Source organism: Streptomyces sp. NPDC087270 (assembly GCF_044744625.1).
In the GTDB taxonomy this organism is placed as follows: domain Bacteria; phylum Actinomycetota; class Actinomycetes; order Streptomycetales; family Streptomycetaceae; genus Actinacidiphila.
The window spans coordinates 596,868-609,851 of record NZ_JBIUYR010000001.1 but is presented as its reverse complement, the minus strand read 5'-3'; the positions used below and the strand labels follow the sequence as shown (position 1 = coordinate 609,851).

Here is a 12,984-nt window from a genome sequence, read left to right as displayed (position 1 = left end):
CCCCCACGCCGTTCGCGCCTACGAACCGGACCGCGCCGATGCGGCCAGCAACTCTGCGGTCAGTTCCTCCAGTTCCCTGCGGCGAAGAACCCGGGGCGGTCCGGCGGCCCCGGGGAGCGGGACGTGCAGCGGCTCCGTCCAGCGACCTGGAACGCCTGCGATGCCGTGAACCGCCCCGGCCAGCGCGCCGGTGACAGCCGCCACGGTGTCGGTGTCGCCGCCCAGGTCCACGGCAGCGCGCACCGCGTCCTCGTAGCAGGTGGTGGTCCGCACCGCCCAGACTGCCGAGCCGAGGCAGGGCCACACGGCGCCGTTGAACTCCGTTGCCTGCTCGGGCTCCCAGCCAGGGGCCAGCACGACCGCGTACCGCTCGCGGTGTTCGGCGCTCGCCGCGGCAAGCGCGGCCGGAACGGCGTCGAGCGGGTCGGCGCCGGCCAGCGCCACGCGCAGCAACTCGTGGAAGATCGCGGTGCCCTCCCACGCGGCGGGGTCCCCGTGGGTGAGCGCGGACAACCGGCGCCCCGCGTCCATCGTGGCCGCCCTTCCCCGCCCGCCGAAGAACACCCCCGACGCGGCGGCCCGCATCAACGCGCCGTTCCCTGCCGCCCGTTGATTGCCGCGGAAGTGCGCCTCGGCCGCCTGGTCCCACGGCAGTCCGTTGGTCAGGACATCCTCGGTCTGCAGCCCGATGTCCTTCGGCTCGGCCGCCGCCCAACGCCGGAATCGCGCGAAGACGTCCTGCAGGTCCAACCCGCCGCGCTCGACCAGCGACTCCCCGACGTGCACCGCCATCTGCGTGTCATCGGTGGCCTCGCCGACCTCCCAGCCGCCGCCTCCGCACATCTCACCGCCCACACCGGCCCTCGGGAACCGGGCGGAGAACGTGCCCGCCGCACCGAACTCGAAGGGCGCGCCCAGCGCGTCCCCGACCGCCGATCCGACCACCGCGCCGATCGCGCGCTCCATCCGATCCATGCCGGCAGCGTAGGGGGACGGGCGCCCCCGGGGAGGTGCGGGTCAGCCGAGGGGGATGACGACTCCGGCGGAGGGGTGCGGGCGTTCCGCCTCGTCGAGCATGAGCGCGGCCACGGTGGCGCGGGAGGTCCGCGGCGGGAGCAGGGGGCGCGGGTGGTCCGCGAGCGGCACCGTGCGGCGTTCGGGCCCGAGGGGCCCGTCCGTGAGGTCCGGCGCGTGGAAGACGGTCGCGCCGGCGTCGAGCGCGATCCGGTCGGCCTCCGCCTTCTCCGCCAGCTCCGCGCCGACGAAGATCCGCATCACCGCGGAGTAGATCAGCCCGCCGGCGCCCTTGGACGGGCCCGTCCCGAGCGCGCCGAGCCACACCGTACGGACGCGCGCCTCGGCCAGCCGCCGCGCGCCGGCGGCCAGCGCGCCCGGGCCGTCCCCCTTGCTGATGCCGACGGCCGAGACGACCACGTCCACGTCGTCCAGAGCGGGGAAGGTCCCGGGAGCGGAGACGTCGGCCCGCCGGACCTCCACCCGCCCGGCGCCCGCCCCGGCCTCCGCACCCGCGGGCGGGGCGAACCGGTCCGGAGCCCGCACCAGCGCCACCACCTCGTGACCCCGCTCCCGCGCCTGCTCCACGAGGAGGCCGCCGGTCTTCCCGGTCGCGCCGAGTACTGCGATGCGCATGATCATCCGCCTTTGACTGAACAACTGTTGGCCATATGAGTAAACAAGTGTTGGTTATCGGTGTCAAGGAGCTGCCCAGGAGCGGGGAGCGGTAGGGTGAACCGTCGTTGCCGAACGGTTCACGCAGGTCGGAAGGCCGGAACCCGGAAGGTCGGAACCGGGAGGGCCGGGAGGGCCGGGAGGGCCGGGAGGGCCGGAAAGTCGGATCGGACGTCGGAAAGGGGGCGACGGTGTCGTCTCAGGAGCGGGCCGCGGCCCGCCGCCGCAACCCGCGCGGCCAGGGGCAGCTGCTCAAGGCCCAGCTCGTGGAGGCCGCGGCGAAGCTGCTCGCCACCCTCGACCAGCCGGAGACACTCACGCTCCGGCAGGTCGCGCGGGAGGTCGGCGTCGCGCCGGCCAGCATCTACAGCCACTTCCCGGACCTGGGCGCGCTGATCCAGCACGTGCTGCGGCTGCGCTACGACGAGCTGGCCCGGCTGATGAACGAGGCCGCCCGCCCGGCCCCGGACCCGCTCGCCGACCTGGTGGCCCGGTGCGCGGCCTACGTGCGCTGGGGGGTCGAACAGCCCGGCCACTACCGCACCCTCTTCGGCGGGCGGATGCCGGCCGACCTCGTCCCCGTATCGACGCACGGCGCCGGCGCCGAGATGCTCGGGGCCGTCATCGCCTCCCTGACCGCGGTCACCGAACCGGACCGGAAGGGGTCCACGGCGGAGCAGCAGTGGCAGGCCGGGCTCATGCTGTGGACCGCGATGCACGGCCTGATCAGCCTCTACAACGACCACGGGACGATCCCCTGGCCGCCCCTGGACGACCTGATCGTGGACCTGCTCGCCCTGCACACGGGCCGGCCGGCGGGCGAGATCGCGGCGCGCCTGCCGTAGCCGGGCGGGCCAGTTGTTCATCGGTTCCGTGGGCGATCCGAACGCCGCGCCCTACGGCACCGACCCGGCCGCCTTCCGGTACTCCGCCTCGCCCGCGTTCCGGGTGCCGACCGGTGACGAGCCGTTGTTCCGCGCGTACTTCACCGAAGTGGCCGCGCTCGCCGACCGGAGGGTGGTCTGACGGTCGGCGGCTGTTCCTCGCCGCGGTCGAGGGCCCGCGCTCGGGCCGCGGCGCGCGGGCCGGTGTCCCGACCGCGGAAATTCGGTTCCGTCGCGGGTGGCGGGGCCGGAGACTCGTCGCATGGCGGGTATGGAGGAGTTCCGGGAGGCGGTCACGGCGTGGGCGGCCGAAGGTGCGGCCGGGGCTGTGACCGGGGGCGCGCCCAGGGGTGCGGGAGGAGATACGGCCGAAGGTCCGGCCGGGGACATCGCGGCGGAGTGGGCCGGACGGGCGGCGGTGCGGACCGTGGTGCTCGTGGAGGGGCCGAGTGACGTCGCGGCGGTCGGCGCGCTGGCCGCGGCCCGGGGGCGGGACCTGGAGGGGGAGGGCGTCTGCGTCCTGGCGATGGGCGGCGCGATGAGCATCGCGCGCTTCGCCCAACTGCTCGGCCCGCCCGGCCTGGACCTGCGCCTGACCGGGCTGTGCGACGAGGCGGAACGCGGCTTCTACGAGCGGGGCTTCGCGCGCGCCGGCGCCGCGCGGCAACGGTTCTTCGTCTGCGCGGCGGACCTGGAGGACGAACTCATCCGCGCGCTCGGCGTGCCCCGGGTGACGGAACTCGTGCGCGCCGAAGGCGACTTGCGCGCGCTGCGCACCTTCCTGCAGCAGCCCGCGCAGCGCGACCGCGCCGCACCGCAGCAGTTGCGGCGCTTCATCGGCACGAAGAAGGGCCGCAAGATCCGCTACGGCCAGGTCCTCGTGCAGGCCCTCCCCCCGGACCTGGTCCCGCCGCCGCTCGACGACCTCCTCAACAGCCTCTGACCGCACCCGCGTTGACGGGCCCACCGGGCGCGGCGGCACGGCCGTTCAGCCGATGGTGACGACGCGGGCCCAGGTGGGCGGGTCCAGGGAGACGTAGTCGGGGTCCTCCTCGTCCACGGAGTCGGCGGGGCGGGGGAAGAGGCCGACGACGGTGCGGCAGGGCGGCGGCGCGGAGGGCCAGGGGGTCTGGCCGTCGGTCAGCGCGACGATCGCGTCCGGCCGGACCCGGGACCGCATCGCCTGGGCGAAGCCGGAGCGCAGGTCGGTCCCGCCGCCGCCGACCAGTTCGATGTTCTCGGCCCGGCAGATGGGGACGGCGATCCCGGCGGCCGCGTCGCAGGAGATCACCGACACCAGGTCGCGCCGTCCGCCCACCGCGCGCGTGATCGCCGCCACCTCCAGCAGCGCGCTGCCCAGTTCGGCGTCGCTCACCGACCCGGAGGTGTCGATCACGACGCACACCCGGGGCGGGGTACGGCGCAGGCTCGGCATCAGTACCCCGGGCACACCGGCGGAGCGCCGCGACGGCCGGCGGTAGCTGTAGTCGCCGCCCGCCCCCGGCGCGCTCACCGCCGAGCGGACCGCCGCCCCCAGCAACTGCCGCCAGGGCTGCGGCGGATGGAACGCCTCCTCCGCCCATCGGCGCCATCCCTGCGGAGCACTGCCCGGCCGGCCCTTGATCGCCTCGGCGACCCGGAAGCGGACCGCGTCCCGCTGCTGCCTGCTGAGCCCGTCCGCGCCGTCGGGCCCCGACTCCCATGGCCGGGCCTGCCCGTCGGCACCGCTGCCGCAGTCCAGCCAGGCGAGGTCCGTGGCGGCCCCGGACAGCGACGAGGTCCGCAGGTACTCCTCCATGAGCAGGCCCTCGGGCAGCCGGAGCAGGCTGGGCAGCACCGCGCCGGTGGGGCGCGGCAGGCCCTTGCCGTGGAGGTCGTCGTAGATGTCGTCGTTGATCTCGAAGTCGGCGGCGATGTTCCGCCGCAGCCGCTCCCAGCGCTCGGCCTGCCGCACCTCCTGCTCGCTCCGCGCGCCCCGGCCGCGCCCCTCCCGGTCCTCCTGCTCGCGCGCGTAGCGCTCGCCCCGCCCGTGGTGGTCCCGCAGCAGGTGGGAGACCTCGTGCACCCATACGCCCGCCAGTTCCTCCACCGGCATCCGCGCCACGAAGCCGGGCGAGACGTAGCAGCGCCAGTGCGCGTCCACCGCCATCGTGGGCACCGACCGGTCCTCGACCACGTGCAGCGCGAAGAGCGCGTCGGCGAGGTACGGGCGGACCTTCACCGCGTGCAGCCGGGCGGCCAGCAACTTCTCCATGTCCAGCGGGATTCCGGGCTGGGTGGCGCCCGGTCGCGGTGCGGCGCCGTCCCGCGCCGCGGTGGGCGGCGCCGCACGCGGTGGCGCGGGCTTGGGTGCCGGGCGCGGTGGCGCGGGCTTGGGCGCCGTGCGCGGATGCGGTCCCGGGCGCGGCACCGGACGCGGCACGTCGCGGGACGACGAACGCGCCACCGAACCCGGCTGCGGACCCGTACCCTTCGCGGCCCCCGTCATCGCCGCTCCCCCGGCGTCCGCCGCGCGCCGGGCGCGGCCTCGGCCCGCCGCACCGACCGGTCCGCCCGGCGCGCGAGGCCGATCACCCCGGTCAGCCGTTCCACGCCCGCCGGTACCTCCCACTCCTCGCGCCGCAGCGCGGCCAGCGCCGTCGCCGGAGCGACCAGCAGGTCCGGCGCGCCGGTCTCCAGCGCCCGGGCCAGTACCGCCCAGCCCGCCTCCCACCGGTCCCGCTCCGGCCGCGCGCCGACGGCGGCCACCACCGACTCCAGGGCCGCCTGGCGCAGGTCGCCCCGCTCCGGCAGCTCGGCGGCGGCCGGATCGGCCAGCATCAGCTCCGGGTCCGGCAGCTCCATCCGGTCCAGGTGGGCGAGGAGTTCGAGGCCGGGTCCGTCCCCGACCGCGCCCCGCACCAGCAGCGCCAGCACCTCGCGGGAGACACCGGCCGCGGTGCCGAACGCCAGCAGCGTGAGCGCGGCCTCCCAGCTCCGCGGTGACGGCCAGGCGCCGCCGCGCCGGGTCTCGGTGGTCGGCAGCCGGTGGATCAGGGTCGGCCGGGCCTGGAGGAAGCCGCAGACCGCGCGCCGGGCGAAGTCCGCCGCCTCAGAGAGCCGTTCGGGCACCAGCCGGGGCAGTTCCGCCCGGGGCCAGACGCCGCCCAGACCGCGGACCACCACCTCCCGGTCGTGCACCCAGTACAGGTGCACGAACCGGTTGGCCAGCGGCGGGCTCAGCTCCCACCCGTCCGCGGCCGACGCGCGCGGGTTGGCGGCGGCCACGATCCTTATGCCCGGCGGCAGTTGGAGCGCGCCGACCCGCCGTTCCAGGACCACCCGGAGCAGCGCGGCCTGGACCGCCGGGGTGGCGGTGGACAGTTCGTCGAGGAAGAGCAACCCCCGCCCGGCCCGCACGAGTTCGACGGCCCACTGCGGCGGCGCCATCGGCACCCCGCGCACCTCGGGCTCCTCGCCCACGATGGGCAGCCCGGAGAAGTCGGACGGCTCGTGGACGCTGGCGATCACGGTCGTCAGCGGCAGGTCGAGGGTGGCGGCGAGCTGCGTCAGGGCCGCGGTCTTGCCGATGCCCGGCTCCCCCCACAGCAGCACGGGCAGGTCGGCCGCGACGGCCAGGGTGAGCGCTTCGAGCTGCTCGTCCGGACGGGGCTCCGTCCTGGTCATCCGCAGCAGGGTCAGGAGGTCCTCGGCCACGGCGAGTTGGGCGTCAGTGCCGGAGGCCCCGGCGGGCGCGACGGTGGGCGGGACAGTGGATACGGGCACGCCCGCGGCCGGAGCCGGGGCGGGCAGGAGGGTGCTGGACGTCATGGGCATCACCTGGGGTCGTGTACGGGGACGGGTCGGCCCGTCCCGGAGGTCATGGGCGTGCGCGAGCGGAACGCGCCTCGGGAGAAGGGGAGTTCGGGGGGTGTGGCGGGTCAGCGGTACTGGCCGGTACGGGGGCGGGCCCGGCTGGAACCCTTGCTGCTCGGGTAGGCAGGCGTCGCGCGGCCGGGCCGCTGACGGCGAGCGGCGTTCGTACGCCCCGCACCCGGCACGGGGGCCATCCCCGCGCGGAAGAGCCCGTGGTCGACCCGGCGGGCCGCGGCGGACTCCAGCTCCCGCCGGAGCGGACCGTCCCGCAGTACCGCGTTCGGTCCGAGCAGCCCCTCGACCACGGCCAGCGCCCCGACGACGTCGCCATGGCCGAGCCGCTCCCGGACCGCGGGCAGCGCCTCCGGGTCGCGGTGCACCGTGTCGATGGCGCGCAGGCAGGGCAGCGCGGGCCCGCCGAGCGCCACCAGCAGTTCCTCCCGGCGCAGTTGGTCCGGGTCGTGGTCGACCGCCGTCAACACCCCGTCCCGCAGGGCGATCCGGTGCACCTCGCCCCGGCACTCCACCCGGTGCGGATCACCGGGCTCGGGGGCGGGACCGGCCGACGGGGCCGGGACGTACGCCGCCAACGCCGCCGCGACGAGCGGATGCAGCCGGTCCGCCGCGACCAACCCGGCCCGCAGCAGCTCCAGATCGGGCAGTACCCGGGCCGCGGCCTCCGGCAGCATCGGAAGCGCCGCGACCTCCTGCGGCGGCAGCGCCTCCCGCACCGGCCGGCACGTGGGTGCGTGGCTGTCGTCGGGCGCGACGAGTTCGAGCACCGCGCGGCGGCGCGCCCCGAGCCGTACGGTGAAGGCGCCGCGCGGACGGCCCTCGGCCCGCAGCAGCAGCTCCGCCTCCGCGGCCCAAGTCGCCGCCGCCCACGGGGAGTCCGTGTCGGTGGCGGCCTCGTCGAGGTGTTCCTCGGGAGGTGCCGAGGACAGGGTCCTGGACCCTGGCGCGCCCTCCGCGCCGCACCGCCACGCCAGTTCGCCGCTGTGCCGGGCGTCCCAGAGGTGCCGGTGCAGGTCGAGCCGGAACCGCCGGTCGGGGTGCGGGTGCGGATGCGGACCGGGGTGCGGGTGGGGGTGCGGCCACAGCGGGGGCGGCTCGGGGGTGTCGTGCCCCGGCCCCTCCCACAGGGCCAGCGACAGCCGCTGGCCGGCGTCCGCCCAGGACGGCGGGGTCCGCACCACCAGGTCCAGTGCGGTGCGCGCGCTTCCGTACCGGGCGAGGCAGAGGGTCAGGCCCGGCCGCAGCCGCCCGTCGGGGGCGGTCCTGGGCAGGTGCCAGCGGAGCAGATCCGGCGCCAACCGGCGTAGATCCGCTCGCAGTCGGGTGGCGACATCGGTGCCGTGGCGGTCGCGCACGGCGCGCAGATCGAGATCGACGTCGATCCGGGCGGCGGCGCAGGCCCCCGCCCAGTCGCCGACCGCACGCCGTGCGGTCGCGGTCCCGATCATGGACGGTGGCACGGCGTACTCGCGTACGCGCTGCCACATCAGCAGGCGGGGCGGAATCCCGTTCGCGAAGTGAAGTGCCATCAGCACTCACCTTGCGCGGACGAGTCCCCCAATCCGTACGAGGAGAAGTTCATCATCCCGGGCATCATAAGCACCTCGCCGCCGATCTGTCAGTCCTCCCCGGCCGCCCGTGACCCTCCGACCCCGCCGGCGGCAGCACGGCCCGCCGCCCGGCCGCCCCTCCCCCACCCGAGGCCCACCGCCCCTCCCCACCAGGCAACCCGCTCCGCCGGAGCGGAGTCCTCAAGGGGAGGAAACGGGCGCGCGCGACCGGCGGGAGGACAGAGGCCATGACCGTTGCCGTGTGGGACGCGCTGCGCCGGCGACCGGTGCGGTTCCTCTTCTCCCGGTGGCCGCTGCGCTGCGCCGCCTACCTGTGCACGGGCGCGGTCATGGGGTGCGCGGTCCTGGTCGCGCTGACCACGCTGCTCGTCGTCGGGCTCGGGCTCTCGGTGGTCGGCGTCGGCGTGCTGGTGCTGATGGCCGCGGCGGCCTGCGGGGTGCCCGTCGCGGCGGTGGAGCGGCGCAGGTTGCGCCTGGTCGAGCCGGAGCCGCTGCCGGACCCGCACGGTTCGCTGCCGGGCGTCGGGGCGCTGCCCTGGCTGCGCGCCCGGCTCAAGGAGCGGGCCACCTGGCGCGAACTCGGGTACGCGCTGGTGCTCGGGGTGGTGTTCACCGCCGCCGGTCTCGGCTTCACGGCGCTGCTGGGTTTCTCCGCGCTGCTGGTGACCACGCCCGTCTTCGCGTGGCTGATCGCCCCGGACACCCTGATGCTCATCCCCGGCAGGTCGATCAGCGGTCCGGTCGCCGCCCTGCCCGCCACGGCCGCGGGTCTGGCCGGGCTGACGGTGTGCGCCTACGCGGGCGGGGTGCTGGCCGGCGCGCAAGTGCGCTTCGCCCTGGCGCTGTTGCCGGCCGTCGAGGCGGACCTCGGCACCAGGGTGGTGGAACTCACCCGGTCCCGGGTCCGGTTGGTCGACGCGTTCGAGGCCGAGCGGCGCCGGATCGAGCGCGACCTGCACGACGGCGCCCAGCAGCAACTGGTGGCGCTCACCATGACCTTGGGGCTCGCCGAGTGGGAGCTGCGGAGCCAGGACGCGGCCGGCACGCCCGCCGCCGAGCTGGTCGCCCGGGCCCGCGCGGAGGCCCGGGCGGCCCTGGACCAGTTGCGCGGGCTGGTCCGCGGCATCCATCCCCAGGTCCTCACCGACCACGGACTGGCCGCCGCCACCAGCGAGGTCGCGCTGCGCCACCCCGTCCCGGTGACCGTCGACGTCGACCTCCCGCACCGGCTGCCCGGCCCCGTCGAGACCGTGGCCTACTTCACCGTGACCGAGGCGCTCACCAACGCGGCGAAGCACAGCGGCGCTTCAGCGGTCACCGTCGCCGCGCGGCTGGCGGGCGACCTGCTGACCGTGACCGTCACCGACGACGGACGCGGAGGCGCGGACCCCTCGGCCGGTGCGGGGCTGCAGGGACTCGCGGACCGCGTGGCCGTGCTGCACGGCAGGCTCAAGGTGACCAGCCCCGTCGGCGGCCCGACCCGTCTCACCCTGGAGGTCCCGTGCTCCGTGTAGTGCTCGCCGAGGACGCGGTGCTGCTGCGTGCCGGACTCGTCGAACTCCTCTCCCGTGTCGGCCACGAGGTGACGGCCGCCGTCTGCGACGCCGCGGAACTGGCCCGCGCGGTGGACGCCGACCGGCCCGACGTGGTCATCACCGACGTACGGATGCCGCCCGGCTTCCGCGACGAGGGCCTGCGTACCGCCCTCGAACTGCGCGCCAGACACCGGGAGTTGCCGGTCCTGGTGCTCTCCCAGTACGTGGCGGGCGCGTATGCCGCGCGGCTGTTCCTCGGCGGGCCGCCGGACCAGGGCGGCCTGGGCTATCTCCTGAAGGACCGGGTCGGCGAGGTGGCGGAGTTCCTCGACGCCCTGGACCGGGTGGCGGGCGGTGGGACCGTCATCGACCCGGAGGTGGTGCGGGTGCTGCTGTGGGAGCAGAGCGCCGCCAAGCCGCTGCTGCGGCTGACGCCACGGGAGCGGGAGGTACTCGCCCTGATGGCACAGGGGTTGAACAACCAGGCCATCGCCCGGCGCCTCACCGTCACCGAGGCGTCGGTGGTCAAGCACTCCGGCAACATCTTCATGAAGCTGGACCTCGATCCCGCCGAGGGCAACCGGCGGGTGCTGGCCGTCCTCGCCTATCTGCGCGGCCACCTCGACGCCGACCGGCCGGCGGGAGAGCCGACCGCACGGTGACCGCCGACCGCCCGCCGAGCGCGGACCTCCCGGCCGGGCCCGACCGCGACCGCCCGCCCCGGCCGCACCGCCGCGTCCGGGTCCTCCGCTTCCCGCCCCGAGCGGCATTCCGCTTCCCGTCCGGCGCCCCGTTCCGGTGCCCGCCGCTCCGCCGCCCGTCCCACCCGGCTCCCCGTGCCGGCCAGCCGCGTCCACACCGCCAGCGTGACCGGCAGCGCGAGATACCCGAACCGCCCGGCCGGGGCGAGGAGGAACCCCGCGCACAGGCCCAGCGCGAGCCGGTCGGCGGCCGCCACAGCGTCGGACGGCGGGCGTACGACCAGTGAGGCGCCCACCGCCAGCGCGCCCGCCGAAAGGAGCGCGACGGCCGCGTACCAGCCCGCGGGGCCCGACTCCGCGAGCAGCCGGCCGGGCAGCAGGCTCCTGGCCGGGGTCGCCAACCGGCCGCGTCCCGTGGGGAAGGCGACCACCTGCTCGGCCACCGCCCCGGGCGAGCACAGCACTCCGGGCAGGACCAGCGCGAGGGTGCCCGCCACCGAGACGCCCGCGAAGCGCAGGGCGGCCCGCCGGCCCGCGGTGTGCGCCAGCAAGGACGCCGCCACCGCGAGAGCGGGCCACGCCGTCCACTTGAGGGCGCAGGCCGCCGCGACGGCGAGCCCCGCCGCGGTGGACCGCCCTCGGGCGGCCAGCGCGAGCGCCAGGCAGAGCAGACCGGTCAGCGGAAGGTCCACTCCGCTCACGCACAGCGGCAGTGCCACCACCGGCGAGGCGACCAGGGCGGCGAAGGCGGTGCCGTACCCCAACCGACCCTCTACCGATGCCGTTTCGCCGGCGACCGGCGTACGCAGGATGCGGCGCCCCTGCCCCAGGCAGCCGAGGAGGACGAGCGCGCACCACACGCGGGCGTCGCCGAGCAGCCGAAGCAGCGGGCCCCCGTCGCCGAACAGGGCCCGCGGCAGCCCGAAGGCGGCCATCCCGGGCAGGTAGGGGTCGTAGTCGAGGACGGTCCGGGGGTGGGCGACGTAGGGGCTGTGGCCGTGCAGCAGGAGCTGCCCGGAGCGCTCGATGACGCCGACCTCGCTCTGCGCGCGGCCGCTCAACACGCAGTACAGCAACGGCAGGACGACGGCCCCGGCGAGCGCGCACCCGACTCCGGCCCGTATGCCCGCCCATGCGCTGGCCCGTGCTCCGGCCCGTATGCCGGCCGGGCTGCCGGCGGGCGCGCGCGGAGGCAGGAACGCGGCAACCGCGGCGCAGAGATAGCCGGTTCCCGCGCAGAATCCCCAGATCCGCTGGGTTTCCAGGCCGGAGACCAGCGGAAATCCGAAAGCCCAGAAAGCGGCGACGAGCCATCCCGCGCCCCACCGCTTTCGCGGATCGGCGGAACCGTGAAATCGACGAATAGCCACCCGGCCATTCCAGTTCGACCGGCCCCATCAGGTCATGACAGCCAGGTCGAGACCTCACGGTCGGGTTTTCCCTACCCCTGGTGACCGGGATCGGTCACGATCGCGTGGCCGTCCCGCACTCCGTTCCGTCGGCCTCGCGCAGGCGTTCGCTCATCGAGGTGGTCCGGTCGTACGGGTCCATCTCGGGGCCGCTTCCGGGGCTCTTCGGGGCGCGGTCGGCGGTGAACTCGGGGCGGAAATAGCCCGTGTAGTTGCTGCAACCGCCGTTGGTGGCGTCCATCTTGTAGGAGACGAAGGAGAACGTCCCCGGCTCGGTGATCACCTTCGCCGGGTCGTCCCAGCTCATCACCGTCTCGCGGCGCACGATGGTGCGCGCGACCTCGTCGCTGCCCTTCGCGGCGCGGACGACCGGGTAGACGTAGGTGACATCGCTGGTCACCTCCAGCGCGCCGCGCTTGCCCTCGCGGAACGTGATCCGTCCCCGCGTCTTGACCACGCTCCCCACCAGCCGCACCTTCGTCTGCGCGAAGCGGCTGAACATCAGCAGAGGGTCGTTCTCCTGGCTGGGCGTGCGGAACGCGGTCGACAGGTAGTCCTGGACGTCGCTCTGGTGCGGATTGACCAGGGCGATCGCCTTCTTCGGCCGCTCCCCGCGCATCACCGCCGGGTCGAGGCTGGCCGCCGCCAGGAAGTCCAGGCTCTGCTGGAGCGCCCGCGCCACCTGCTTCTCGGTCATCCAACCGGTCGCCCGTGCGGTGGGCATGCTGATCCCGGCTGTGCCGTCGTCCCACCGCTCCGCCGGCGATCCTCTGAACGGCTCATCCGGCGTGGGCAGTCGGGATGACGACTTCGCGGTGGGCGACGCGTCCGCGCGGCCGGCTTTCCCGTCGCCGCTTCCGCCTCCGCCCCCGAACCATCCGGCGGCCCGCCCCGGGTCCAACGCCACGACCAGCAGCCCCACCACGAGCAGGAGTCCGACCGCGTACCACGCCTTGGCCCGTCCGCGCCGGGGCGGTTGGTGGGCCCGCCATCCCTCCGGGGGTCCGGCCTCCTCCCGCAGCCGCCGTGCGACCATCCGGGCCCGCGCCGACGGCTCCACAGGCGCGCTGCGCGTCCCGGCCTCGGCCTCCCGCAGGAAGCGCTCCCACTCCTCGTCCGGTATGGAATCCCCGTTGTTTCCCATGGCGTTCTCCCACCCCTGGCGCGCGGGCGGACCCTCCCCAGGACCGCTCGCCATCCGCATATCGTCACAGAGCGGCCCTGCGCGAACACCGGCCCCCTTCGCCGGCCGCGCGTGCCGCGACGCAGGCCACGATAGCCGCGAGCACCGACAACCCGCCCCGGGGGGAATCCGCGGCGGCGTC

At 75.6% G+C, this 12,984-nt stretch carries 12 protein-coding genes; 5 read left to right on the top strand and 7 right to left on the bottom strand.

Annotated elements, in window-relative coordinates; translation table 11 throughout:
• Positions 1-18 precede the first annotated feature (18 nt).
• Together ACIPAE_RS02715 and ACIPAE_RS02710 are read right to left on the bottom strand one after the other, a co-directional pair.
• Positions 19-975, bottom strand: a complete 957-nt coding sequence (locus ACIPAE_RS02715; RefSeq protein ID WP_402442420.1) for an ADP-ribosylglycohydrolase family protein — start codon at positions 973-975, stop codon at positions 19-21.
• Between the two features lie 42 nt (positions 976-1,017).
• Positions 1,018-1,650, bottom strand: coding sequence for an NAD(P)-dependent oxidoreductase (locus ACIPAE_RS02710; protein ID WP_402442418.1), 633 nt, complete (start codon positions 1,648-1,650; stop codon positions 1,018-1,020).
• 230 nt (positions 1,651-1,880) lie between these two features.
• Between ACIPAE_RS02710 and ACIPAE_RS02705 the strand changes: the two genes are divergently transcribed.
• The 3 genes from ACIPAE_RS02705 (at position 1,881) to ACIPAE_RS02695 (ending at position 3,516) form a co-directional block, all read left to right on the top strand.
• Entirely contained in the window at positions 1,881-2,534 is a 654-nt protein-coding gene (locus tag ACIPAE_RS02705) for a TetR/AcrR family transcriptional regulator (protein WP_329366554.1), read from the top strand.
• Positions 2,535-2,562: 28 nt separating this feature from the next.
• Entirely contained in the window at positions 2,563-2,715 is a 153-nt protein-coding gene (locus tag ACIPAE_RS02700; protein WP_366409709.1) for a hypothetical protein, read from the top strand.
• A gap of 120 nt (positions 2,716-2,835) precedes the next feature.
• Positions 2,836-3,516 carry a TOPRIM nucleotidyl transferase/hydrolase domain-containing protein gene (locus tag ACIPAE_RS02695; protein ID WP_402442416.1) on the top strand — a complete coding sequence of 227 codons (681 nt, stop codon included), beginning with the start codon at positions 2,836-2,838 and terminating at the stop codon, positions 3,514-3,516.
• Between the two features lie 45 nt (positions 3,517-3,561).
• Here the strand turns inward: ACIPAE_RS02695 and ACIPAE_RS02690 are convergent, their stop codons facing one another.
• The 3 genes from ACIPAE_RS02690 to ACIPAE_RS02680 all read right to left on the bottom strand — a co-directional run bounded on the left by ACIPAE_RS02690 (position 3,562) and on the right by ACIPAE_RS02680 (position 7,972).
• Positions 3,562-4,827, bottom strand: coding sequence for a VWA-like domain-containing protein (locus ACIPAE_RS02690; protein WP_402442414.1), 1,266 nt, complete (start codon positions 4,825-4,827; stop codon positions 3,562-3,564).
• A gap of 230 nt (positions 4,828-5,057) precedes the next feature.
• The gene (locus ACIPAE_RS02685) at positions 5,058-6,383 is read right to left on the bottom strand and encodes an AAA family ATPase (RefSeq protein ID WP_402442412.1); all 1,326 of its coding nucleotides are present in this window, start codon (positions 6,381-6,383) and stop codon (positions 5,058-5,060) included.
• Positions 6,384-6,493: 110 nt separating this feature from the next.
• On the bottom strand, positions 6,494-7,972 hold the full coding sequence (locus tag ACIPAE_RS02680) for a hypothetical protein (RefSeq protein ID WP_402442410.1): 1,479 nt from the start codon (positions 7,970-7,972) through the stop codon (positions 6,494-6,496).
• Positions 7,973-8,241: 269 nt separating this feature from the next.
• Between ACIPAE_RS02680 and ACIPAE_RS02675 the strand changes: the two genes are divergently transcribed.
• Positions 8,242-9,528, top strand: a complete 1,287-nt coding sequence (locus ACIPAE_RS02675; RefSeq protein WP_402442408.1) for a sensor histidine kinase — start codon at positions 8,242-8,244, stop codon at positions 9,526-9,528.
• The gene (locus tag ACIPAE_RS02670; protein WP_329366568.1) at positions 9,516-10,211 is read left to right on the top strand and encodes a response regulator transcription factor; all 696 of its coding nucleotides are present in this window, start codon (positions 9,516-9,518) and stop codon (positions 10,209-10,211) included. Before ACIPAE_RS02675 ends, ACIPAE_RS02670 begins: the two co-directional genes overlap by 13 nt.
• Here ACIPAE_RS02670 and ACIPAE_RS02665 read toward each other — a convergent pair.
• A complete protein-coding gene (locus tag ACIPAE_RS02665; RefSeq protein WP_402442405.1) occupies positions 10,154-11,620 on the bottom strand; it encodes a glycosyltransferase 87 family protein in 1,467 nt (488 codons plus the stop codon). The two genes, ACIPAE_RS02670 and ACIPAE_RS02665, sit on opposite strands and share 58 nt — an antisense overlap.
• 94 nt (positions 11,621-11,714) lie before the next feature.
• Complete coding sequence (locus ACIPAE_RS02660; RefSeq protein WP_402442403.1) at positions 11,715-12,803, bottom strand: hypothetical protein; 1,089 nt, start codon at positions 12,801-12,803, stop codon at positions 11,715-11,717.
• Positions 12,804-12,984: the final 181 nt, after the last annotated feature.